24 protein-coding genes are annotated in these 24,012 nt (G+C 35.1%); 1 reads left to right on the top strand and 23 read right to left on the bottom strand.

The window, feature by feature from the left end:
- Positions 1-5: 5 nt before the first annotated feature.
- The 7 genes from GSH73_RS04715 to GSH73_RS04685 all read right to left on the bottom strand — a co-directional run bounded on the left by GSH73_RS04715 (position 6) and on the right by GSH73_RS04685 (position 7,201).
- Positions 6-527 (bottom strand): YjbQ family protein, encoded by a 522-nt coding sequence (locus GSH73_RS04715; RefSeq protein WP_014759149.1) that lies wholly within the window; start codon positions 525-527, stop codon positions 6-8.
- A gap of 1 nt (position 528) precedes the next feature.
- A complete protein-coding gene (locus tag GSH73_RS04710; protein WP_197049925.1) occupies positions 529-1,233 on the bottom strand; it encodes a triose-phosphate isomerase in 705 nt (234 codons plus the stop codon).
- A 23-nt stretch (positions 1,234-1,256) separates the two neighbouring features.
- Positions 1,257-2,099, bottom strand: a complete 843-nt coding sequence (locus tag GSH73_RS04705) for a class II fructose-bisphosphate aldolase (RefSeq protein WP_014759151.1) — start codon at positions 2,097-2,099, stop codon at positions 1,257-1,259.
- An 81-nt stretch (positions 2,100-2,180) separates the two neighbouring features.
- A complete protein-coding gene (locus tag GSH73_RS04700) occupies positions 2,181-3,428 on the bottom strand; it encodes a PTS galactitol transporter subunit IIC (protein WP_160175241.1) in 1,248 nt (415 codons plus the stop codon).
- Positions 3,429-3,438: 10 nt separating this feature from the next.
- Positions 3,439-3,723: a PTS sugar transporter subunit IIB gene (locus tag GSH73_RS04695; RefSeq protein ID WP_014759153.1), complete on the bottom strand. Its 285-nt coding sequence runs from the start codon at positions 3,721-3,723 to the stop codon at positions 3,439-3,441.
- Positions 3,724-3,755: 32 nt separating this feature from the next.
- Positions 3,756-4,220 (bottom strand): PTS sugar transporter subunit IIA, encoded by a 465-nt coding sequence (locus GSH73_RS04690; protein WP_014759154.1) that lies wholly within the window; start codon positions 4,218-4,220, stop codon positions 3,756-3,758.
- A gap of 53 nt (positions 4,221-4,273) precedes the next feature.
- On the bottom strand, positions 4,274-7,201 hold the full coding sequence (locus tag GSH73_RS04685; protein WP_038070238.1) for a sigma 54-interacting transcriptional regulator: 2,928 nt from the start codon (positions 7,199-7,201) through the stop codon (positions 4,274-4,276).
- A 189-nt stretch (positions 7,202-7,390) separates the two neighbouring features.
- Between GSH73_RS04685 and GSH73_RS04680 the strand changes: the two genes are divergently transcribed.
- Positions 7,391-7,954, top strand: coding sequence for a Uma2 family endonuclease (locus GSH73_RS04680; protein WP_014759156.1), 564 nt, complete (start codon positions 7,391-7,393; stop codon positions 7,952-7,954).
- A gap of 66 nt (positions 7,955-8,020) precedes the next feature.
- Here GSH73_RS04680 and GSH73_RS13690 read toward each other — a convergent pair whose 3' ends face one another.
- The 16 genes from GSH73_RS13690 to GSH73_RS04600 form a co-directional block, all read right to left on the bottom strand.
- Positions 8,021-8,155, bottom strand: coding sequence for a hypothetical protein (locus GSH73_RS13690; RefSeq protein ID WP_267889023.1), 135 nt, complete (start codon positions 8,153-8,155; stop codon positions 8,021-8,023).
- 122 nt (positions 8,156-8,277) lie between these two features.
- Positions 8,278-8,691, bottom strand: coding sequence for an EamA family transporter (locus GSH73_RS04670; protein WP_014759157.1), 414 nt, complete (start codon positions 8,689-8,691; stop codon positions 8,278-8,280).
- 126 nt (positions 8,692-8,817) lie between these two features.
- Positions 8,818-9,711 carry a 1,2-beta-oligomannan phosphorylase gene (locus tag GSH73_RS04665; RefSeq protein ID WP_014759158.1) on the bottom strand — a complete coding sequence of 298 codons (894 nt, stop codon included), beginning with the start codon at positions 9,709-9,711 and terminating at the stop codon, positions 8,818-8,820.
- A 12-nt stretch (positions 9,712-9,723) separates the two neighbouring features.
- Positions 9,724-10,632, bottom strand: a complete 909-nt coding sequence (locus GSH73_RS04660) for a beta-1,2-mannobiose phosphorylase (protein ID WP_014759159.1) — start codon at positions 10,630-10,632, stop codon at positions 9,724-9,726.
- Positions 10,633-10,646: 14 nt separating this feature from the next.
- On the bottom strand, positions 10,647-12,515 hold the full coding sequence (locus tag GSH73_RS04655) for a beta-galactosidase trimerization domain-containing protein (protein WP_014759160.1): 1,869 nt from the start codon (positions 12,513-12,515) through the stop codon (positions 10,647-10,649).
- A 47-nt stretch (positions 12,516-12,562) separates the two neighbouring features.
- Positions 12,563-13,435, bottom strand: a complete 873-nt coding sequence (locus GSH73_RS04650) for a carbohydrate ABC transporter permease (RefSeq protein ID WP_014759161.1) — start codon at positions 13,433-13,435, stop codon at positions 12,563-12,565.
- Between the two features lie 18 nt (positions 13,436-13,453).
- Positions 13,454-14,443: a carbohydrate ABC transporter permease gene (locus GSH73_RS04645; RefSeq protein WP_014759162.1), complete on the bottom strand. Its 990-nt coding sequence runs from the start codon at positions 14,441-14,443 to the stop codon at positions 13,454-13,456.
- Positions 14,444-14,547: 104 nt separating this feature from the next.
- Positions 14,548-15,888 (bottom strand): ABC transporter substrate-binding protein, encoded by a 1,341-nt coding sequence (locus tag GSH73_RS04640; RefSeq protein WP_014759163.1) that lies wholly within the window; start codon positions 15,886-15,888, stop codon positions 14,548-14,550.
- Positions 15,889-15,959: 71 nt separating this feature from the next.
- Positions 15,960-17,006 (bottom strand): LacI family DNA-binding transcriptional regulator, encoded by a 1,047-nt coding sequence (locus GSH73_RS04635; protein ID WP_014759164.1) that lies wholly within the window; start codon positions 17,004-17,006, stop codon positions 15,960-15,962.
- A gap of 263 nt (positions 17,007-17,269) precedes the next feature.
- On the bottom strand, positions 17,270-18,262 hold the full coding sequence (locus tag GSH73_RS04630) for a glycoside hydrolase family 5 protein (protein ID WP_014759165.1): 993 nt from the start codon (positions 18,260-18,262) through the stop codon (positions 17,270-17,272).
- Positions 18,263-18,298: 36 nt separating this feature from the next.
- Positions 18,299-19,474, bottom strand: coding sequence for a glycoside hydrolase family 130 protein (locus GSH73_RS04625; protein ID WP_014759166.1), 1,176 nt, complete (start codon positions 19,472-19,474; stop codon positions 18,299-18,301).
- Positions 19,464-20,642, bottom strand: a complete 1,179-nt coding sequence (locus GSH73_RS04620) for an AGE family epimerase/isomerase (protein WP_014759167.1) — start codon at positions 20,640-20,642, stop codon at positions 19,464-19,466. The genes GSH73_RS04625 and GSH73_RS04620 overlap by 11 nt, the downstream gene beginning before the upstream one ends.
- A gap of 80 nt (positions 20,643-20,722) precedes the next feature.
- The gene (locus GSH73_RS04615; RefSeq protein ID WP_038070222.1) at positions 20,723-21,739 is read right to left on the bottom strand and encodes a LacI family DNA-binding transcriptional regulator; all 1,017 of its coding nucleotides are present in this window, start codon (positions 21,737-21,739) and stop codon (positions 20,723-20,725) included.
- A 205-nt stretch (positions 21,740-21,944) separates the two neighbouring features.
- A complete protein-coding gene (locus GSH73_RS04610) occupies positions 21,945-22,592 on the bottom strand; it encodes a ThuA domain-containing protein (RefSeq protein ID WP_014759169.1) in 648 nt (215 codons plus the stop codon).
- 15 nt (positions 22,593-22,607) lie between these two features.
- A complete protein-coding gene (locus GSH73_RS04605) occupies positions 22,608-23,309 on the bottom strand; it encodes an SDR family oxidoreductase (protein ID WP_014759170.1) in 702 nt (233 codons plus the stop codon).
- Between the two features lie 25 nt (positions 23,310-23,334).
- Positions 23,335-23,787, bottom strand: a complete 453-nt coding sequence (locus tag GSH73_RS04600) for a VOC family protein (protein ID WP_014759171.1) — start codon at positions 23,785-23,787, stop codon at positions 23,335-23,337.
- Positions 23,788-24,012: the final 225 nt, after the last annotated feature.

The following is a 24,012-nucleotide window of genomic DNA, read 5'->3' as shown; positions in this document are numbered from 1 at the left end:
AAAAATCATTCTCCCAATACAATTATCTTACATTTACGAATGCGTGATCTTGTGCGATCAAAATCTACAAAGTAAATATAGCCTGTTGGTCCTACCCCTAATTTTCCATTATCAACTTCAAATATCTCGCTAGAACCAATCAATGTAGCCTTTAAATGTGCATCACAGTTTAGAAGCGCTGAGCGATCACCATTTGGAAGATAGTCTTCTGCATCGGGCCATGATAATACTGCTTCATAATGTTTTTCACCAGGATAGTTATATTGTCCTTCCTCAACTTGATCTGGGATGATCTTTTTTAGGACATTGTTTAAATCAGCCTGCAGATATTCATCACCATCTTCAGTATAATCGTGAACAAATTCTTCAAAAAACACAGAACAGGTAGTATGAGGAGAAATTACAGCACAGATGCCATTTTGTATTTCACTTTTTTTGATTATTTCCTTAACAGAAGGAGTTATATTAAAAAAGCTAGGTGTTCCTCCATGAGATGTTAAATAAATTTGTTCTTTATAGATTTTCATTCTAAGGCCTCCTTCCGTAACCCAATTCGTTTTTTGCCTTTACAATTGCCTGTATCATTTCTTCTAACATTTTTATTCTATCTGGTGCATTAATTATGCCGCTTGTCGCTCCTGTCCCATCGGCACCATTTATTATCGTCTGATAAACATCTTCTCCAGAACTTATTCCAGCTGCCTGCATGACTAAGATATTGCTATTTATATCTTTTATCTTTCTCGTAGTTTCTCTTATATACTCATAACCGCTGGTTTTCCCTGTACCAATTAAATCAGTTGGTTCACACAATAGTATGTCAGGTTCCAACATAGCTATAGCTGTAGCTTCTTCTACAGAATCAGCACATACAATTGTAATAAGTTCTAAATCTTTCGCTCTTTTTATCGTTTTGACCAAATCCGATAGTTTTAATGAATGCTCAGCATGATTTAAAAATACTGCTTCAGCACCCGATGATTTTATGGATTCAGGCAGTACATAGCCCATCCCTCGTCCAGGTAGTAATGGATCCATATGTTGTGCTGTAATCTTGATGTTTTTTGTATTAGATTTAATGTAATATAAATCTGCAAACGGCGCAGTAAAAAATATATCAACATCATATTCTTCAGCAAACTTGTCTGCAGCAAATGCCAATCGCAAACTTTCTTCACCGTAAAGATATGACTTGGGATTGACTACAAAAAATGGAACTCTTATACCCTTCATCATTATCACCCCTTCACATGAAATTAGCTTGTTCTATATTTGTTTGTTTCAAAAACATCATAATAATGTTCTAAGCATTCTTTCATACCTTCTCTTTGAGCACAAAGTAACTCATAATAATCATTGAATTGAGTGTTTTTTACTTTATCGCATGCAGCAGTTACCAAATCAGTATAGATATTTATTTTGCTTATTCCTTCGGTAGCACATCTTTTAAGATTGTCATCTCCAGAAGATGATCCTCCATGAAGTACCAAAGGAATATCTACAGCATTCCTAATTTCTCTTAATCTGTTAAAATCTATAACTGGTTCCCCTTTATAATGTCCGTGAGCAGTGCCAATAGAAATTGCTAAAGAATCTACATCTGTAAGCTCAACAAATCTTTTTGCGTCTTCAACGGTAGTATATATACTAGCACTATTGTCGTTATTTCTGTAATTTTCACTGTTGCCAACATGCCCAATTTCGGCTTCAACAACTACTCCTCTCAAATGAGCGTATTTGACTATCTCTTTTGTTTTTCTAACATTGTCTTCAAATGAGTCCATAGAAGCATCTATCATAACTGAGTTAAATCCTTCATCTATAGCTCTGACTATTAATTCTTTTTTTGTACCATGATCAAAATGCAAAACTGCTGGAATTTTAGCCTTTTCACCATAATATTTGCCTAAATAAACTGCTTCATCAAATGACAAGAAATCTTCATGTGCTTCCGCATATGCTAAAATAATTGGCAAATCTAATTTTTCTGCGACTTCTATATATGCTTTTATAGAGTTCTGATCTACAAAATTCGGAGCCGGTATGGCAAAATTATATTTTCTTGCAATTTTAAATAATTCTTTTGATGATACTAACAAGAGATCATCTCCTTATTTAATATAACATTTTCAAAATCTTAATGGGAGTATTAAAAAACTCCCATTAAGATTTTTCAATATTTAGAACAAATCCATAATCTTTAAAATTATCCATGTCAAAGGATTAGCACCGTCACAAATGCTTGATATTTGAGAAGCGCCACTTGGAAATTTAAATGCAGCGTCTGTTGCAGCCTGTGTAAGAAGTGGTGCAACATTAGTTGCAATTAAAAGTCCTACTCCAATTACAATTGCTCCTATTATGACTGACCTGAACACATTTCCTCTTGTGATAGGCGCTATCATCGCTACCATAAACGGTATTGTAGCTAAATCGCCAAATGGTAAAACATTGTTACCAGGCAATATCACTGCAATCAATATCGTAATAGGTACTAAAATTAAAGCTGTAGATATTGCTGCAGGATGGCCAACTGCAACTGCTGAGTCAAGCCCTATATAGAATTCCTTGCCCGCAAATCTTTTCTGCATAAATGATTTTGCAGCTTCAGAAATTGGTATAAGTCCTTCCATAAGTATCTTTACCATCCTCGGCATTAAAAACATTACACCAGCCATAGACATACCAAGATTTAAAGTTGTCTTTGCGTCGAATTTTGCTAATGTACCTAATATCAATCCTAAAATTAAACCCAATACTACAGGTTCTCCAAAAATGCCAAACTTTTTGTTAATTGTATCAGGGTCCGCTTCTATTTTATTAATATACGGTATCTTATCAATTAATTTATTCAATGGTATAGCTATTGGAACATACGCTGCTGAAAAACCATGCGGCAGCGATATTCCCGGTAATCCGTAAAAATCCTGAACCATTTTTGCTGTCCAGTCTGCAAGTTTCAATACTATAGCTGCATTAATTGCTGCCGCGATCAAACCTAATGTCAAGTTTCCTGTAGCAACTGCCACAAGTGCCCCAGTAAAAGCAAAGTGCCAATAATTCCAAAAATCTACGTTTACAGTCTTAGTAAGTCTTGTAGCAAGCATTATGATATTAATAGCAAGTCCTAATGGTATTACAAAAGCTCCTACTTTCGATGCAAATGCAATTGCTGATGATGCCGGCCAACCAACATCAATGACATTTAATTTTACACCCATGTTTTTTACCATTGCTTGTGCCGCAGGTCCAAGATTATTAACAAGCAAACCTATAACAAGATTTATTCCAATGAATCCTATTCCTATTGTTAATGCTGAACGGAAAGCTTTGCCAGGCTTTTCACCTAAAATCAAACCCAACACGAAGATTATTATAGGAAGCATTACAACAGCTCCAAGGTCTAGCAAATATTTTATTACACTCATTCATAACACCTCACTTTTTCAATTCACTTATAATCTCTTCAAGCACTTTTTCTTCGCCTATACCTGTTATCAAGGAAAGAGCATTGATGCTTTTTTTGCCAAAATTGTCTTTTAAAATCGTCGTAGTCACGATTAGATCTGCATTTTCCGCATATCCCTTGATTTCTGTGACTTTGCATTGGATTATGTTTACATGAAGATTCTCTTTTTTACATGCTTCTGTTATTTTTTCTGCAACAACAGTTGACGTGGCTATTCCAGTTCCACATGCTACTATTATCGTCTTTCTCGTCATGACTCATTCTCCTTTCAACGTTCTAATTTGTTTCATATGGTACACTTTTTTATGCTTTCTATTATTCCATCACCTCCATCTTCACCTATGATCTTTTCCAGTAGTGAATCATCTTGTATCAGTTGAATTAGTTGCTGCAGCATTTCAACTTGACTGTGAGATTCGTTTAAAGCAATCATAAAGACTATATTGACTAAAACATCTTCCAACGGATTTGCCATGTTTTTAAAGACAACAGGGTTTTTCAGTGTTGCGACGGCTATCGCAGGTTTTACTACATGTTCTGGATCAGTGTGAGGTATCGCAACATTGTATTTGTTTAATAGCAAACCTGTCGGAAAAACTTTTTCTCTTTTTTTAACTGCTTCTAAATATGTCTCTTTGACATATCCGTTTTCAAATAGTTTTTTAAAAAGTACGTTAAATACATCATCTTGAGATACTGCATCAAAATTTGTAACAATTAATTCTTTGTTGAAAAACTCCGATATCTTCATATAATCTACCTCCTCATTGTTTACACCTTTATATAATGCAAATACCGTGCCAATTAATTGGACGGTATTGTATTTCTTATAATTATTTCTTTTATCTCTTCTTTGCTTTTGGCTTTTTCTAAGTCTTTCAATATTGCTTCATTCGACAGAACTTTATACAAATCAAGCATGTAATCTTTAGCGTCTTCTTTCAAAGCCAGCATAAAAATTAAGTCTGTCTTAAAATCTCCTTCCCAATAAATAGGTTCTTTCAACTTTGCTATGGCTATGGCAGGTTTTGTGACATATTTTGTGTCTCCATGTGGTATTGCAATACCTCCTTTCATCCACGTAGCACCCATCGATTCTCTCTTGTACACGCTTAAAATAAACTTTTCATCAACATAGCCTTTCTCTTCAAGCATATACGCCATTTTGTCTATAGCATCGCTTTTCATGGATACATCCACATCAAATAGTATTAGGTCATCGTCTAATACTTCTTTTAGGCGGCTTTCTCCCACAACATCCATGTTTACTAATTTCTTTAACCTTTTTAGCCCCTCTCCATTCATTATTTCCTCGACAGAGATATATGGGATATCACTTATTTTAGGATCGATGGTTCCAACAAAAGCTTGAATATTGTTTTTGCTTCTTATTCTATTTATTTCTGCGTCTAATTCTCTTTCGCTGAAAAGCCCTACAGGTATTATTTTTAATCCATTTTTTATCTCTGGTATCTTATCTTCAATATATTTCTTTATCTTAAGTGCAGTACCTTCACCAGTTATGCAGATGGTTACTATGGCTTTTGGAAGTTTGTTTGAATCTTTCACACCTTCCACATGCCCTACGTAAGATTTATTTTCATCAAGTGCATCAGCTATTTCGTCGATTGTGGCATCTGGCAAAATAGCCCGCCTTACGGCTTCCAAGACCATAACAGTGTCTACCCTTCCAATCGTCCTTGTTGGTATACCTGTCCTTTTTGTTATTATCTCACCAAAAGTGATGAGTGAACCCATGTCAACAAGTATTATACAGCCTTTCCCTTCATTCACCTTTTTCACAACTTCAATTGTACGCAAAAGTGCATCTTCAGGGCTTTCATCAAGTGCCATCTCTATACCGTGTGCTATATTTACCCCTAAAAGCTTGTTCGCCACATCTGCCATACCGCAGGCTACATGACCGTGTGTTAATACTATAACAGCCACATTGCCTTTATTTCCACCTTCACTGGCTGAAAATGTTCTCAAATACATGGCTACAAAACCAACCTCATCGTCTGTAAGCTCTATGTCCAATATTTTATTGATTTTTTCAACCATCTTTTTTGCTACAACGTATTCTCTTAGATATTCCCTTCTGACACTTTCAAGCTGCGGATTAAATATGGATTTTCCGCTTTTTACCCTTTCATAAGCCGCGCTTAGATGAATAGCAAGTGCATAAAAAAGATTGTCCTTTATATTTTTGTAATTCTCCTTTGCTATGTCTATGGCTTCTTCAACGGCATATAATATTTTCTCTCCTACAATTTCCTTTAATTCCTTTTTTGAAACAAAATTTTTTGTTCGTATATCATTGGCAAATTTTTTAAGTTCTGATTCTACTTGACTTCCAACGATCTTGTAGATTTCGTCAGTTTTTAGCCCATCATTTTTTAGCTCAGTAAATCTATCCTCTATAAACTGGTATATTTCATCAGGCAAAATGTACCTATCTTCTTTAGGCAGCAATTTGCTTACCTTGTTTGGATATATTATGATGTCTTTATCCGAATATTCTTCTATATATGGTTCCCTTTTGCTGACTTTTAAAAGCCCCATCCTTACATGGTTTGGCAAATCAGCAAGGTTTATCGTTATTTCGCCATCTCTACTGTCTAAAGTTTTTAAAAAACCTCTTGCACATGCTACTTGTATATCGCTTCTCATTTGGCCTATATTGCCTGGGCAATCATAAAGCATTAGAGCTCTAAGGGCGTCCGGCTTTAATTTTATGGGCTTATTTATTCTAAACGCTTCCTTTTTAAAGAAAAATTTTATAATCTCAAATCTCTCTGTATGAGGCCTTTCACTTATCGGAGGAAGTTCAATAACCATTGGTATCCTACGCCTAAATGTAAGTAGAAGTGATGACTCCGGATTTTCTGTTGTAGCCGCTATAAGCATTATGTTAGCTTGACGCTCGCTGTCAGTCTCTCCAAGCCTCCTAAATTTTCCTTTGTCAAGTAAAAAAAATAAAATCTCTTGCCCTTCGCTGGGAAGCCTGTGGACTTCGTCAAGAAACAGTATCCCACCGTCGGCTTTTTCCACAAGTCCAGCTTTTGAGGACTCTGCACCCGTAAAGGCACCTTTTACATATCCAAAAAGCTGAGACATAAGAAGCTGTGGATTATCCGCATAGTCTGCACAGTTAAAGACGATAAAAGGACTACCTGCTTTTAGCCTGCCTGACTCCAACGCAAATTCGTACATGGCTTCTGCCAGTTGGCTTTTCCCAACGCCAGACGGTCCTAATAAGAGAGTGTGAAGGCCATGTGGTGGATATAGAATTGCAGCTTTTGCTTGGCTTATCTGTGTCTTTAGGCTTCCATCGTGTCCTATTATCTCTTTAAACGACATAAAATCACTTTCTCGATTTATTTCATCATCTTTGCCATCATCATCTTTTACATTATCAGCCACTATAAGTTCTGAATTTAAGATTTCTTTTTTTACCTGTGATGCCGCAAATCTCGATATGTCATATCCTAAATCGTTTAATCTCTTTGTAAACTTCCTATCTGAAATGTCTTTATCCTCTCTTAAAATCTTTTTTGCATCTTCATAAAGATATGGCTTTCTCCGCTCTCGCGAATCAGGTATACTATTTAAAAGTCTATACTGTGTCACTTCTTCTCTATTTATATTTAATATAGAAGCAATTTTTTCATCTGTCAGAGGATTTTTCTTGTCTTCATTTTCTATTATCTTTATAATTTCATCCACGATTAACCATCCCCCGTAAACAAAATAATGCAAAAAATATGCCATATTGAATGGCATAAAATGTACGGATATATTATATCATATATTGCATGTATAATATACGCATGATACAATGAATCTGAAAAGGGAAAATTTTCATGAATACGTAGATGATTTTTAGATAGACAAAGATATAGGAAAGAGGTGTTAATTATGGAATTGCCTGATAAAAAAGAAATGTACACTTATGAAGATTACTTAAATTGGCCAAATAATCAAAGAATTGAGTTAATCAATGGCCAGATTTATTTGATGGCTCCTCCGTCACGAATACACCAAGAAATCTCAGGTGCAATATATCTACAATTTGCCAATTATTTAAACGATAAAAAGTGTAATGTTTATTATGCACCTTTTGGAGTAAAATTTCCTGAAAAAAACGAAAAAGATATTAAAACTGTTGTAGAACCTGATATTGTAGTCGTGTGTGATAAATCGAAGCTTGACAATGAAGGATGCAAAGGTGCTCCCGATTTGATTGTTGAAATAACATCTCCTTCAACTGCAAGAAGGGATAGAGTAGAAAAGTTTAATTTGTATGAAAAAAATGGAGTAAAGGAGTATTGGATAATAGAGCCCGAGCTTAAAATAGTTAATGTATTTACATTACAGGAAAATAATAGATATGGCAGACCTGAAATTTATACTGAAGAAGATAATGTTAAAGTTTCCATATTTGATGATCTCGTTATAGATTTGAAAGATGTTTTTAGTTGATACAATACAATAAAAGCCATAGTCTTATACCATATATTTAAGGTTTAAGACTATGGCTAAATCATTTTATTTTATCTTATCAGATTTAAGTTCTTTGTACTTCTTTACTATCTTATCTATAAGGATTGTTTCATCAAGCCCTGTCACTTTCTTCACTGTTTCTTGAAGTCCTAAAGTGCTTATGCTTTCTTGTATTTCCATTGCCTTTGGATCGTCTTTATAGTCAAATGCGAACCCTGCCGCTATGCCGTTTCATTTCTGTCATCCGTTTTCTGTGACAAATTTTAAGAAGGGTAAAATATGGCATTGTGAAGGCATATACGCTACATAATCATGACAAATGTACCTGCCGTTATCAATATCCCTGCAATTATAGCCTTTAAGTCAAAATGCTCACCTAAAATTATGTATGACAAAACAAGTGTCATGACTATACTGGACTTATCTATAGGAGCAACTTTTGAAACATCTCCCAGCGCAATGGCTTTGTAATAAAAAAGCCATGAAAAACCTGTAGCAAGACCTGATAAAATCAAAAAAAGCCAATTTTCTCGTGTCAATGCTTTCATGCCGCTTTGCACACCTGTTGTAAAAACAATGCCCCATGATAAAAATATGATGACGCTTGTGCGTATTGCCGTTGCAAGGTTTGAATCCACACCTTTTATGCCGATTTTTGCTAAGATAGATGTCAGTGCTGCAAATAAAGCAGACAATACTGCATAAAGCTTCCACATGATTTATGCCTCCTGTAATATTGATATCATAAATTATACTACTTTTGCCCATGCAGTAAAAGCTAAACAGTTTTAATTAATTCATTTCATCGATAATTTTTTATGAAACATTAAAACCGTTTCTGATTAATCAAATTTTATATCATTCATATTTATATACGCTACACCTATTACAGTGTCTGCGCCACCGTAATATACAAATATGTCGTCGCCTCTTACTGCGTTGCCGCAACTAAAAACTACATTTGATATAAAGCCGTTCTTTTCCCATTCAAGCTCAGGTTCCAAAATTGGTTCCTTTTGCCTTGCTAAAACTACCGATGGATCATTTATGTCGAGAAGTGCTGCACCTAATCTATAGACATTATCGTCATCTGCAGCATGGTAAATAAGAAACCATCCATCTTTAGTCCTTATAGGCGGTCCAGCCACACCTACCCTTGAGCTTTCCCAAGTGCCTTTGATAGGTTTTATTATTGATTTATGGCCAAACCATGTTTTCAAATCGCTGGAGTATGCTATCCATATATCCGGATACCTTCTGTGAAACATTACATAATTGCCATTTATCTTTTCTGGAAAAAGTGCAGCATCTTTGTTTGGCTCATCTAAAACAACACCTTTTCTCTCCCAATTTATTAAATTTTTTGAAGTTGCAAGGCATATTCTGTAGTCATCATCTGTCCTATCTCCAAAGCCTGTATACATCATGTAGTACGTGTCATCAATCTTAACTATCCTTGGGTCTTCGCACCCTCTTAGCTCTTGCTCTACGTCATTGCTTAAAACAGGTTTATCAAGCCTCATAAAGTTAATTCCGTCTTTGCTTACAGCGTAGCCTAACCTCGATATATATTTGCCGTATTTTTTGTGTGGTCCTAAATCTGTCGCTCTGTAGATAAGGTGAAACAATCCATTGTCGTATATTGCAGAACAGTTAAATACAGCTTTTCTCTCCCATTCATGCTCTGTCACTGGTTCTAAAATTGGTTTGTCGCTTAGCCTTTTTAGCTTTATCAATTTATCCACTCCTTAAAATGATATTTTATTTTTTTCCACTACTGCGACACCTATATGTGTATCTGCACCACCGTAATAAACGTAGTACATTCCATTTGCTTCAACTGCACCACAGCTAAAAACTACATTTGGTACAAGACCTTCTCTTTCCCATTTAAGCTCAGGCTCCAAAATAGGCTCTTTCTGCCTTGCTACCACTTTTGAAGGATCTTTTAAATCTAAAAGTGCTGCACCTAACCTGTACACATTATTTTTGTCAACTCCATGGTAGATAAGAAGCCATCCATCATCTCTTTTTATAGGAGGCCCAGCTATGCCAATCTTCTTAGATTCCCATGTATCTTCAATAGGCATCATTATTATCTTATGATTAGTCCAGTTTATCAAATCATCTGAATATGCTATCCAAATATCTGGTTCTCTTCTGTGAAACATGACATACTTCCCATTTATTTTTTCAGGCAGAAGTGCTGCATCTTTATTAGGCTCATCAAGGACCACCCTATGTCCTTCCCATCTTTTTAAATCGTATGATGTAGCTATGCATATTCTAAAATTATTCCAGTCTTTGCCTCCAAAACCTGTATAAAGCATGTAATATTTACCATCAATTTTTGTTACTCTGGGATCTTCAACACCCCATTCTTCCTGCTCTGTCTCACCTACTATAATAGGCTTATCAAATCTCTCAAAATTGATGCCATCACTGCTTACCGCATAGCCTATTGATGATACAAATTTATTTTCCTCTTCTGGTTTTTCTGTGTTTAAAACAAATCCATTGTTAGAAGCCCTGTAAAAAAGGTGAAACTTGTGATTTTCGTATATTGCTGCGGCATTAAACACAGCTTTTCTTTCCCATTCGTGTTCTTTTAAAGGCGACAATATTGGTTTATCTGTAAGCCTCCTTAGCCTAAACATTATAATACCTCCTTCTACATCAAAAATGCAACTGCTTCATCGGCTTTTATCACGAAATTTTCCAAATCAATTTCTTTATTGCTTATTAAATCTTTCACTCTTCCAGAAATGTTCGCTTCGACTTTGACATCAATATCTTCATGATTAATAAACACGACTAATTTTTCCCCTTTATACTCAAATTCTTTGGCTTCTACAAATGGAGAACCCGCTTCTATCTTCGGATTTATATTTGATAATTCTTTTGCCAATTTGTAAATTTCGTAAGTTTTGTCGTCTTTATATACGTCTGGCATGTAGCTTAAATATAGCTCAACAGGGTATGTCACAAGGACTGCATTGCCTTTACCGAATTTATTTATGACTACTGCAGGATTCCCTTCATTGTCGTATCCAATCACACTGCATGTAGTAGGTTTTACGATTAAGTGTTTATTAAATTTAAGTGTGCTATAATTTAACTTAATCTTTCTGTCTTCTATATAAATTGAAGCGATATTATCCTTCGGCACCATTGAATACTGTGTTTCAATGCCAAAAACTTCGTCAAAACCTTCAACTGCAATTCCGTCATAAGATGCATATAATGTACCACCGCTTTTTATATAATCAACTATCCTCATCCACTGATCGTGTGTTAGATGTCCCTTCCTATATGCTGATGGGAGTATCAGCATTTTGTATTTGCTAAAATCAATATCAGAAGCTTTTACCATCTCTACATCTATACCAGCTTCTTTTGCAAGTATAAAGCTATTTAATAGTATTCTGAAATTCCTCTCAGGTGTATAATCATCGCCAACAAATAATGCATTATAATACTTATCAGGAACAATTATAGCTGCATCACAGCTTTTTGGAATTAATTCATCATACTCAATTTTATTTATAAATTCTGAAAAAGCCTTTATTTTAAGTCCTGATGGCTTTGGCCTGCCATCAAATGCAGTTATGCCAAAGTGCGTTTCAAAGGGTGTAGTGTTGTAAGGCAATTTGTTGCCAACCGTAAAATCTCCAAAGCACCATGCCATTGCACCTAAAGCTTCATTTGCAAATAAACTGTACAAAACTGTTTTATAGTATTTACCTTCGATTTCTTCTGACATCATAAGTGTAGTGGCTCCAAATTCCTCAAATAGAACATCTTTGCCTCCCAGAGCTTTTGTAAGCTTTGATGCAAATGGTGCAATGTAAGTACTCCTTATGGAATTCACAGGGTCAATGCATGTATCTGTATATATTGGATACGCATGCATACATAAAAAATCATTGCCTTCACCCATATCTTCTGGGTAAAATTTATTGTCTGAAAGAAGAGATGCCTGATGTATTCCTAACGTCACTGGATGATTTTTGTCGTGCTTTTTTATCTCATTTGACAGTATATAATTCCAAAGCCATGCATCATGATTCGACTCTGCTTTAACATAGTTGTCAGGCTCGTTGGAGAGATCCCAGAATAGTATGGCGCTTTCGTCCTTGTACCTTTGTGCAAAAAATCTTACCAGTTTAATTTCATGTCTCAGCATAAAAGGATCACTGTATATGCTTTTACCATCTCTCCATTTTACATCGAAATTTTCTCCACTCATATGGCCTACGAAAAACGTAGGAGCTATTTTTATGCCTACATCATGGCATATTTCAATAAGTTCATCAAATTTCTTAATCGCGTCTTCCGATATAATATCAGGCTGTGGCTGAAAATCTTCCCACAACAGATTTATCCTTAATGCATCAAGTCCTAATGTTTTAGCCTCCATAAACTCCCTTTTAATTTCTTCCTTATTCCATCTCTTCCACATATCAATGCCGTAATTTCTTGGCCAGTAATTAGCACCTATAATGAATTTGTTAAAATAGTTGCCATAAGATGTACCCATTCTATTGTCATCCCCTTCAATCATAATAATATTTAAGAAGAATAAACTTAGTCTTTTAAGCCAGTAAAAGTAATTCCTTCAATAAAATACCGTTGAGCAATAAAGAATAAAACGAGCATAGGAAGTGCTATCACAATTGACATAGCCATTAAATAATTCCAACTTGGTTGTTCATTTACACCACCCATGAAGAAGTACATACCAAGAGTCATTGTATATTTGTTCATATCATTTAGGTAAAGAACAGGCCCTAAAAAATCGTTCCAATATCCTCTAAATGTAAACACGCAAATAGCTAAAAGAGCGGGCTTAATCTGAGGTAAAATAACATGAACAAAAGTTTGCAACGGGGTCGCACCATCAATCTCTGCAGCTTCATCTAACTCAAAAGGAATTCCCATCAAAAATTGTCTCAAAAGAAAAATGTAAAAAGGTCCCCATGCTGTCCATGCCCTTATCACCAGCGGATCAAATTGGCCTACAAGGCCTAATTTCTGCCATATCAAATAAGTTGGTATTAATGTTACATGAAAAGGCAACATCATTGTACTTAAAAGTATGAAAAAAATTAAATCTCTTCCAGGGAACTTAAAGCGTGCGAAGCCATATGCTACCAAAGTCTCGCTGGTTATCTCAGCTACCATCCCCAAAACAACTATAAATATACTATTTATGAGGTATATGTTAAATGGCATAGCATGCCATGCTTTTGCAAAATTCCCCCATAATGCAGGTTTAGGGAAGAAATCCGGCGGCCATGCAAAAATATCTGCATTAGATTTCAATGCTGTTGACAGCATCCAAAAGAAAGGCATCAATATTACTATGGCTATTGCAGAAAGTACAATGTACAAAATTGTTTTCTTTGTTATATTGCGAACTTTGTTAGATTTTTTATACATGTGTAATATATCCACCATAGTTTAACATCTCCTTAATTACCTTTTAATTTCCCCTTCGTAATGTACCCATGCTGGTGTGGATTTAAAAACTAAAAGAGTAAAAGCTAATATTATTACAAATAATACCCATGCTATTGCGGATGCTTGCCCCATGTGCAATTGTGTAAAACCTCTATTGTAAATCAATTGATTCATAAATATTCCCGCTCCTGTTGTAGGCCTTACAAACATTGCCACAGTAAATATCTGCAATGCACTAATAATTCCCATTACCACTTGTAAAAGTATTACAGGTGATATTTGTGGAATAGTTATTTTCCAAAATTTAATCCATGAATTTGCACCATCAAGTTCGGCAACCTCATAAAGACTTCTGGGAACACCCTGAAGTCCCGCGAGAAAAACAACTGTATTTGTTCCAAAAATTCCCCATACACTCATTATTATGAATGCCCACAATACGTATTTAGGATCGCCAAACCAGTCTATTTTCCCAATGTGAAAAATTTTAAGAAAGGGTGAAATAACATAATTAATAAGACCAGACTGACTGTTAAAAAGCCATCTCCATATTAATGCAACTGCCACATCTGGCATAACAGCAGGTAAATAATAAATTGTTCTAAATGCACCTATTCCTTTTATACGATTATTCAACAACATGGCTATCATCAAAGAACCTATGACACCTATAGGAACTGTAAATGTTGCATAAAGCAAAGTCAGTCTAACTGACGGCCAAAATTCATAATCATTAGTAAAAATGTATATATAATTGTTAAGCCCAATCCATTTCGGTGTGCCAAACAAACTGTAATTAGTAAAGCTTAAATACAAAGAATAAATAAGTGGAAATGCTGTAAAAATAATAAATCCTATAAGCCATGGTGATACTAAAGCAAATCCAGTAGCGGCTCTTGCCTTCCATCCTAACTTTCTAAGCAATAAATATATTATCATTGCAAGAAACATAAGAACTAAAGGTGTTATAAACCATCGTTCTGTAGTTCCTAAATATTGTTCCATTTGAATTCCTCCTTTTAGTTTTAAAAGGAATGCCAACCTTGTATTAATAAGGTAAGCGTGCTTATCTCATCAATTGGAAAGGAGGTTTACCCTCCTTTCCATAATTATTTGTTGCTAATGTATTGTTTTAAAACATTATCCAATTGCGGCTTGACTTTTGGAATGAGATCATCTGGATTTGCTTTATTGTTGATTATTGGATCCATAAGCTGATTCCAGAATATATTATCCCAGTCTGGATAATTTACAAAATATCTGAAACCTTCCGCATAAGACATCGATTTTACTATTGTATCCAATGTTTCTGTGCTTCTGTCTGGATGCAATTTTTTCAATGCATCAACATTTACTTCTGATTTTATAGGAGGCACCACTTTCCATTCTTGAATAGCCTTTGTCAAATCAATAAATGCTTTAAACGCTGCATCTGGATTCTTTGTCTTTGCGTTTATTGCCATTCCGTACAAATCTCCAAAAGTAACCTTTTTACCTGTGGGACCTGATGGAACCTCATATACACCACAATTAAATTTAACTTGCGTCTCTAAGCTATCCGCAGCGCCACCCATGAACATCGCAACTTCTTGATTTTTAAACATTGTATCAAAGCCCTGATCCTTAATCGTCTGCTGTGAAGGAACCGCAGGACTATTTATCAATTCAGAGTAGAACTCAAATGCCTTCTTGGCTTCAGGAGTATCTATAGGTGAGCTTTTGAAATCCGGTGTTATAACTTCACCGTTATTTTGCCATACAAACATTTGAACTGGTGGCCAACCGTTAAGTGTGAAACCCCACTGTTTGATGTTATTCTTGTCAAATCCAGCCTCTCCCGGATGTTTGCCATTTGCATCAACCGTCAATTGCTGAGCAACACTTAAAAACTTATCCCAGTTCCATGTACCATCTGGATATGGAATTTTAGCTTTATCAAACATATCTTTATTGATGTATAAAACTACGGGATTTTCAGCCCATGGCAAACCGTATATTTTATTTTGATATTTAAACGGTGCTAATGAATTTTCGTAATAATCAGAAACGTTAGCTGATTTATTATCGGATTTAGATAAATAGTTTGTTATATCAAGTAATGCACCTTGTGCTGCAAGTTGTGTCGCTCTTTGTGCTGATACCCAAAACAAATCAGGGCCACCATCACCTGCTGAAAGTTGAGTTGTAATCCTTGTGTCATAGTCAGCAGGGTTTGAATTTTGCTCTATTACGTAATCTTTTGAGCTAGCATTTAATTTATCGATAATTGACTGCAATTGTTTTGCCTCTTCTGCTCCTGCCCATGTAGACAATTTTATAGTCACCTTATTGGTTGTGCTTTTAGAAGCATTGGAAGAAGAATTTTGCTTGTTTGAGCTGCTTGAACAGCCACTCACAAGTATTGATAAAATCACCAAAGCCGATATCAAAATTGAAATTCTCTTTTTCATCGTAATTGCTACCTCCTAGATTTAAATTAATTTTTGTGAGATAAGCACGTTTACATAGTTGATTTAGATCTCTATCTTATTTCTCTTACAGATCCTCTTTCAATTAATTTAACTTCCATTCTTATATGGTCATACGGTTCTTTAATATTATTCATCCTCCACAAGAGTTTTTGAACTGCCTTGACGCCCATTAACTCCTTGTTTACACGAACCGTAGTCAACGGAGGAGTGACAATTTTACATATATCAATGTCGTCAAAGCCTACAACTGAAATATCATCGGGTACTTTCAACCCTAAAATGTTTAATGCATTGTATAGCGTTATAGCCGCACTGTCGTTTGAGCATACCCAAGCAGTTGGAAGCTTTTCCATCTTTGAGATAATATTTGCTACTTCTTTGTAGTTTTTGCTTAAGACGTATTTTTCAACACTGCCAATTACACAGTACCCTGGATTTACATTTAATATAGGGTCAATATTAAGCCCCGATGTTCTCATGGCTTCGTTAAATCCAAGCCACCTCTCTTTAAAGCTTAGAGAAAAATCTATCTCGCCGAAAAATCCTATCTGGGTATGTCCTTTTTCAATGAGATATTTTGTGGCCATATAAGATCCAGGCATATTTTGAGTCAAAATTGCATCTGTATTTATCAAAAATGATGAATGATCGACTTGTACTATCGGTATTCCATAATCTAAAAGCATCTTTAAGTTCTGATCTTTTATCGTTCCTACAACTAATATTCCTGAAACTTTTCTGCTCTCAACACTTTTCGGTATTTGAAAATCGTCTTTATTCATAAAGTTTACCAAGATGTCAAAATTATTCTTTCTAGCCTCATTTTCTATTCCAAGTATTACTTTTGTGTAAAAATGAGTATCTCGAAAATTTCTTTCTTCTATAATGAGACAAATATTTTTAAAGTGATTTTTAATGATGAATGATGGATTTTCGTCAAAATAGCCCATCTCATCGGCTGTTTTTAAAATCAGGTTTTTTGTATCTTCGCTTACTCCAACTTTATCATTTAGCGCTATCGATACTGCATTTACAGATACATTCAATTTTTCTGCTATATCCTTCATTGTAACCTTTTTCTTTTTGATTGCCGGCAATCTAAACACCTCAGTGTAATTTTTTTCTTGCAATTTAATTATACGTTATGCATATATAACTTTCAAGCAATTTTTACTTGAATTTAATATGATTTTACTTGAATCAGGCGTCATATTTGATTAAATAACGATTACTTACGTAACTTTTGGTAGTTTAGCCATTATATAAGGTTTATAATTAAAGTAATTCAAGTGAGCATTCAACATATTGGCAAGTAAGAAAAAAGCCGGTTTTTACTTAACCGGCTTCTTCTTACTTTATCTTAAACTCTATTCTCTATAAGAAGAGCTAAAAGCTCTCTATCAACTTTATATCCATGGAAGTCTTCATATTTAGCACCATCACGGCCATGTTCTATGATTCCAAATGGCCCTTTAAAATTCCAGAGGGAATAGCCCCATTCAAATTCTTTGTACAAGCTTAAAAGGTCATTAAACCATCTTAAAGCAACATCATTTGGTGTCTTGTTGAAGCATCCAAATTCGCCTATATGCACCTTAACACCTTTTTCTTCCACATCTCGCCATGGCTTGTAGTATTCTCTTATGGTGTCTTTATTCCACACTTTCCCATCCCAAATGAGATCTGGATATTTAGGCACTGGCAGTCCTATATAGCCATTCCACCAAGTTGCCTCATAATGCGTTAAAGCCATCGGCTGATATCCTCTACCACTGTGTATCGCGCCAATATCAGCTAACTCAGGCATCGCTATATTCCCACCACCTAAGCCATCTATGACTATTTCTCTTTCAGGATCAATTTCACGTATTGCCTCAACGGTGCGCTTAATCAGTGATGCATGTATCTCGCGAGTCATGCCGTACTGCCCTATATCCGGTGGCTCATTTAAAAGGTCAAAGCTTAGGTATTTGTTTGGCACTCCTTTGTACCTTCTAGCAAATACCTGCCATTGATATACAAATCCATCTTGAGCAACTTTATCGATCCACAAATTATCACGCTCTATGTCATTGCGGTTAATGCAGTATCCAGGTGCCCTGTGTATATTGAGGCACATGTGAATATTTCTCTTTTTACACTCTTCTAAGTACAAATCTATATATTCAAAAACGCTTTCATCAGGATTAAAATAATCAAAATTTTTTATCCAAAATCTATAATCTGTCGGTATCCTTACGAAGTTAAAGCCTGTCTCCACTAAAAAATCCAAAGCTTTCAAGTCTGGCTTCAAAGGCGATTTGCCTTCATCCCACACGTATATCCACTGGAAATTAAATCCATATTTTTTCATCAAATTCAACTCCTATTATTTATAGAATAAAGCTTTCTATCTCATGTTTAATTCGAGATTTTTCTTAATAAGCTCTTTTCTCTGCTTTACACAATCCATAGATCTTAGAGCATCCGGCGGTGTGTTAAAAGCATAATCCAAGAGTCTATCGACAGTCGTAGTTGCAACATGGATTCTGGTATCTGATGAAGCATAGTAGATGTAAACATCACCATTATCTCTTGCGATTACACCATTAGTAAATACTACATTTGATACATCACCAACTCTCTCATTGCCTCTCGGGGCAATCAAATACCCTCCTGGAGCTGCTATGACTTTACTTGGATCATTTAGATCTGTTACAAATAAGTATATAACATATCTCAATCCTGCTGCAGTATTTCTAACACCGTGTGCTATGTGTATCCAGCCTTTTTCTGTTTTTATCGGAACACATCCAGCCCCATTTTTTACTTCTGTAATAGTATGATAAACTCTTGGGCTTACAAGTTTTTCTTCATCTATCACCGGATTTTCTATGTCATCGCACAAACCGAAACAAATCCCACTGCCGCTTCCCGCTTCTATGAAATCATCTTGAGGTCTTGTGTAAAATGCATACTTTCCATTTACAAACTCAGGATGCAGTACTACATTTCTCTGCTGTGGTGATTTCGTCTTAAGATTAGGAAGTCTTTCCCATTTTTTAAGATCCTTTGTGCGAACTATACCTGCACTTGCAATAGCAGACGATAAGTCGCCTGGAGGAGCATTTGGATCCTTGCTTTCAGAGCAAAATACGCCATAAATCCATCCATCTTCATGCTTTGTAAGCCTCATATCGTATACATTCGTTTCTTCAGGGTATAAATCGTCAAATTCTACAGGGTAATCCCAGAATTTAAACCCGTCTATGCCGCTGTCGCTTTCTGCAACGGCAAAAAACGATTTCCTGTCGTATCCTTCAACACGAGCAACAAGATAAAACTTTCCATCTAATTCTATCGCACCGGGATTAAATACAGCATTCACACCAAGCCTCTCCATGAAGTAAGGATTAGTCCTCTCATCAAGATCGTATCTCCAAAAAAGCGGTGTATGCTCTCTTGTCAAGACTGGGTATTTGTACCTGTCAAATATGCCGTTGTAGTCTTCTGTCTTCTCATTTTTTCTGTTTATCAGATCCTCATATTTACGCAATTCCAGCTTATACCTGTCCTTAAACCTCACTGTTTTTCACCCTTTCTATAATTTCAATGCACATCCTGCCATTGTGATAAGGACACTTCCAAGGTTCCACAATAGGCATTTCAAATGGTTTCCCATTTTCATCAACCTTCCAGTACCACTCGCCACCATCTCTCTTGTCGATCGCATATCTTTTTATATATTCCCAGATATTCTTTGAAGCTTCTATGAATCTAACATCATTTGTCTTTTGATATGCGTTAAAAAAACCTACTACAGATTCTGCTTGAACCCACCATACTCTTGATAAGTCAGTTCTACCTTCAACAGTTTCATTTACCATGCCATCCGGTGAATACACATTGTTTAATATGTTTTCAGCAATTTCCATAGTGTATTTTTTTGTTGTATTTTTTATTTCTTCATCACATAATACATCCACAGCTTTATCTAAAAGCCAGCTTGCCTCTATGTCGTGCCCGTATGATTTTATATCGATGGTAGTATTCCAATTGTCGTCGAAAAAGACTTTTAGATATTTTCCATCTTCACTGTATATTTTATCTTTGAAGAGATTGAGAAGATAGATTATGCTTTTTTTAAGATTACTATTCTTCCAAACATCATAAAGCAATGTGTAGGCTTCCAATATGTGAAGATGCGTATTCATTGTACGGCTGGATATTACTCCATGTTCGCTAAGTTCATAATTCTCTTTAAGATTCCAATTGCGATCAAATTCCTCCAAATATCCATTTTCATCTCTGCAATTTCTTTCAATAGTGTTAAACAAATCGATTGCAATATTTAAGGCTTCCTCATTGCCCGTCGCTTTGTAGTATTGAGCCAATCCGTATATTCCAAAAGCCTGACTGTAGGTATGCTTTCTGGTATCCACAGGTTCTCCTTTATAATCTACCATCCAATAGAGACCTTTATTTTCTTTATCCAATATATTATCTCTTAAAAATTTATAGGCATGATGGGCCAGTTCAAGTGCTTTTTTTTCTTTATCTAAACAGTAAAATGCAGAAAAAAACCACAATATTCTGGAATTTAATATTGAACCTTTCAAGGCTTTATTGTCAATATTTAAGTCATAGTCAACATATCCGTAAAAACCGCCATTTTCTTCGTCTTTTAATTTGCTCCAAAAGGGAAAAATTCTATCCTTCAATTCTTTATTCATTTCATGTACTATTTTCTCCATTTGACACGTCCCCTCACCTAAAATTAATGTCAAAGAAAATTTTAAACCTTCATTTACCACCTCCTGTAAATTATAAATTTTTAAATTATCTCTTTAACTGAACTGCGAATCACAAGCTGCGTATATAGCCTAATATCTTCGTAGGGTTTATCAAGATTATTCATCCTGTACAAAAGTTGATTGACGGCCTTTTCACCTAAAGAGCTCTTTGGAATATCTACAGTCGTAAGAGCAGGATGAGAATACGCACTCATTTCAATATTGTCAAATCCTACAACTGAAACATCATCAGGTATTTTTACTCCCAAATCTTCTAAGCTTCTCATAAACGCCAATGCAATTTTATCATTTGCACAAACCCAGCCAGTAGGAAACTTTTCCGCTACGGTAATCTTTTTCTTAAAGTATTCGGGATCTTTGAAAAATTCTGCACCTTTTAAATTTATGTCTAGCCATACATAATCTTTGTCGATACTAAGGCCCAGATCTTCCATGGTCCTTACATAAGCAAAATATCTCTCCCTGAAACTAAATGCCCATTCGTTGTTGCCTATAAAGCCTATCTTTCTGTGTCCATTATCATATAGATGTTTTACAGCTTTGTACATTCCATTTTCATTTGCTGTATTTATGTAGTCACAATCAATTGCATTGCTATAATGATCTACAATTACAAATGGTATTTTCGTTGCTTTTATCTTTTTTATAAACTCATCGTTTAAAGTACCTACTATTATGATTCCATTTGTAGTATCTTTTGTAACAGTGCTAGGAATACTTAGATTTTCTTCACCTTCTACATCAATGCCTGTAATGCTTAATTTTAAATTATTGCTTCTGGCTGCGTTTTCAATTCCATATAAGACATTAGACCAAAAAGTGGATTCAACGAGAAAATCTTCTCTGCAAAGTATGGTTACATTTAAGATCTTATTTGGAATGTCTTTTATCTTTTTGTATCCCATCTTCATAGCCGTCTCCAATATCCTGCTTCTCATTTCGGCACTTACACCTTCAGCGCCTCTCAGTGCCTTTGATACAGTATTTTTGGACACACCTATGACCTCTGCAATATCTTGTAAGGTTACTTTCTTCACATTTATCACCCGTATTCGTTTGATTTGCACTTTATTTTTTGCTTAATTTAAGTATAATGTAACTTTTATTTAGTGTCAATACGATTTTAAAATTTGATTTGTAGAAATCGTATCGTATTTATCGTACAAAATACAAAAAAAATTAAAAGATAGGCTGGCTATTATCTTGCACAGCCTATCTTGCCTTTTCATTTAAAAGTATTTACTATTTTATACACCAATTTATGCACTCATGTAACGTCTTTAAAAATGACTCGTCCAATAATCCATCTTCCCTGTGGGCAGGAGTCAAGCAGCATACTTTGCCTTTCCCAAAATGATGATACCATCCTGCTATGGATTGTCCGTCTTTAGAGAAGGAGCGCAAAAATACATTTGTATCATTTTCTTCGCATTTGACAAAATAATGTTCATCAACAAACCCAAATGGATCGATGGCACTTTCAAATTCCCCTAACATATCTTTTTGCGGTACGTATTGTACAACATCATTTTTTTCAGGATGATGTAGAAAATATCCCTTTAGCATTTTATTGTATTCTCCATCTTCCGGATATGATGATAGACCAGAATGCCATGCAAATAAGCTTCTCCCGTCTTTTACGTAGTTTACTATTTCTTTTTCTATCTCTTCTGTCATCCAGAGGTCAACACTCTCCGATTGCGGATTTAATCTATTTTCTTTAAATATTACTACACAATCAGGTTTTGATTTTAATTCCTTTTGTAACTCATCAATGTCTATAAGCTTAAGATTTACGCTGCCAAGATTATTTATGGCTCTACATAGAGATCTTTTTATAATTTCTTCATCATGGTAGAAATCACCTAAAATCGCAACTATCTCTTTCACAATATCATCCCTTTTTTATAATTTCATTGACTGTCCTGTGAAATCTATAAAAAACTGGTTGTCATCAACTTTAATGTCTCCCTCTATAATCTTCATGATTCCTTCTGCAGAAATTTCAGGACTTAACGGAGCTGATGTTCCACCCATGTCTGTCTTCATCCATCCAGGATGCACTGCGTAAACTCTCCCTTTGTAGTCCTTCATAGCATCTTTTAGCTGTGCCGTAAAGAAATTTAGTGCTGCCTTTGATACAGCATACGGATAATCACCACCATAGGCATTTGCAAAACTTCCAGCTTCCGAAGATATATTAATTACCACCTTTTCTCTGCCATTTTTTAATAATGGCAGAAAATATTTTACAACCATCATTGGACCCATCAAGTTGATTTTAAGTGTATCTTCTAAATCAGTATAATCTAAATCTTCTATTTCTTTTCCTCTTCCTTTTAATATACCTGCATTGTTTACTATAACGTCTAAAGAATCCTCTTCTTTGCTTACCTGTATAGCTGCTCTTTTTATAGATTCTTCATCGCTTACATCTAATTCAATTAAATTCATCTTTTTTTCATATCTATCCTTTAGATCTTTTAATTCAGATGCAACATCATTGATTTTTCGAACTCCTGCATATACTTTATGGTTATTTATAAGTGCTTTTTCGACTAAGTTTCTTCCAAGTCCTCTGTTAGCACCTGTAATCAATATATTCATATTGACGCCTCCTTGGCAATTTCATTTAAAAGTTCTCCAAAAGCTCTATGATTACCTTTAACTTCGAAGAAGTATCTATGTAAGCATATCTCCCGCCTTCGTAATCGCCTTTTTGGACTAGGCTCATCTCATTTTTCTCTAATGCTTCTATCTTTTCATCCATGTCTTTTACTTGAAACGCTATGTGATGTACACCTTCCCCATGTTTATCCAAAAACTCCCTCCAAGTGCTCATGTTTTCATCTGGCTCAATAAGCTCTATTTGAAGCTGACCCATATCAAAAAAGGCAAGCTTTGCACGAGCATTAGAAGGTTTCCCATTAAATTCAGCATGTGACTTTTCATAGCCATCTGTCCAATTCCACTTAGGCTTCTCAACTCCAAAAAAGTCTGCATAAGTCTGTGATACTTTCTCAATGTCTTTTACAATTATGCCTATCTGTGTAACAATGTTTGTTCCCAATAAATTTTTATCCATAAAAATCCCCCTATGAAAATTATTTTAAATGTATTCAAAGGTCTTTCTCTCAATATTTTAAGAGAAAATTCCTTATGAATCATAATCTAATAACGATTTCTTCAATATGCTCAAAAAATCTCGTTAAAAATATAGAAGTAAATCACGTTTTTGTAACCTTAATTTTCGACTTAACCATCTACTTAAATTATACACCATTTATGATTTTTTCTAAAACAAAAAAGG

This window comes from Thermoanaerobacterium aotearoense (assembly GCF_009905255.1).
In the GTDB taxonomy this organism is placed as follows: Bacteria; Bacillota; Thermoanaerobacteria; order Thermoanaerobacterales; family Thermoanaerobacteraceae; genus Thermoanaerobacterium; species Thermoanaerobacterium aotearoense.
Note: the sequence above shows the minus strand (reverse complement) of the source record. Positions and strands in the feature narration are given on the sequence as shown.

Excerpts from the sequence above, each read along its gene's own strand:
- GSH73_RS04655 (WP_014759160.1), bottom strand. The coding sequence starts at position 12,515 with ATGGGTACATCTTATGGCAACTATTTTAACAAATTCATTATAGGTGCT.
- GSH73_RS04620 (WP_014759167.1), bottom strand. The coding sequence starts at position 20,642 with ATGGAGAAAATAGTACATGAAATGAATAAAGAATTGAAGGATAGAATT.
- GSH73_RS04680 (WP_014759156.1), top strand. The coding sequence starts at position 7,391 with ATGGAATTGCCTGATAAAAAAGAAATGTACACTTATGAAGATTACTTA.
- GSH73_RS04670 (WP_014759157.1), bottom strand. The coding sequence starts at position 8,691 with ATGTGGAAGCTTTATGCAGTATTGTCTGCTTTATTTGCAGCACTGACA.
- GSH73_RS04660 (WP_014759159.1), bottom strand. The coding sequence starts at position 10,632 with ATGTTTAGGCTAAGGAGGCTTACAGATAAACCAATATTGTCGCCTTTA.
- GSH73_RS04715 (WP_014759149.1), bottom strand. The coding sequence starts at position 527 with ATGAAAATCTATAAAGAACAAATTTATTTAACATCTCATGGAGGAACA.
- GSH73_RS13690 (WP_267889023.1), bottom strand. The coding sequence starts at position 8,155 with ATGGAAATACAAGAAAGCATAAGCACTTTAGGACTTCAAGAAACAGTG.
- GSH73_RS04645 (WP_014759162.1), bottom strand. The coding sequence starts at position 14,443 with ATGGAACAATATTTAGGAACTACAGAACGATGGTTTATAACACCTTTA.
- GSH73_RS04605 (WP_014759170.1), bottom strand. The coding sequence starts at position 23,309 with ATGAATATATTGATTACAGGTGCTAACAGAGGACTTGGAAGAAACTTA.
- GSH73_RS04695 (WP_014759153.1), bottom strand. The coding sequence starts at position 3,723 with ATGACGAGAAAGACGATAATAGTAGCATGTGGAACTGGAATAGCCACG.
- GSH73_RS04600 (WP_014759171.1), bottom strand. The coding sequence starts at position 23,787 with ATGGATAAAAATTTATTGGGAACAAACATTGTTACACAGATAGGCATA.
- GSH73_RS04640 (WP_014759163.1), bottom strand. The coding sequence starts at position 15,888 with ATGAAAAAGAGAATTTCAATTTTGATATCGGCTTTGGTGATTTTATCA.
- GSH73_RS04690 (WP_014759154.1), bottom strand. The coding sequence starts at position 4,220 with ATGAAGATATCGGAGTTTTTCAACAAAGAATTAATTGTTACAAATTTT.
- GSH73_RS04700 (WP_160175241.1), bottom strand. The coding sequence starts at position 3,428 with ATGAGTGTAATAAAATATTTGCTAGACCTTGGAGCTGTTGTAATGCTT.
- GSH73_RS04710 (WP_197049925.1), bottom strand. The coding sequence starts at position 1,233 with ATGAAGGGTATAAGAGTTCCATTTTTTGTAGTCAATCCCAAGTCATAT.
- GSH73_RS04630 (WP_014759165.1), bottom strand. The coding sequence starts at position 18,262 with ATGAAAAAATATGGATTTAATTTCCAGTGGATATACGTGTGGGATGAA.
- GSH73_RS04650 (WP_014759161.1), bottom strand. The coding sequence starts at position 13,435 with ATGGTGGATATATTACACATGTATAAAAAATCTAACAAAGTTCGCAAT.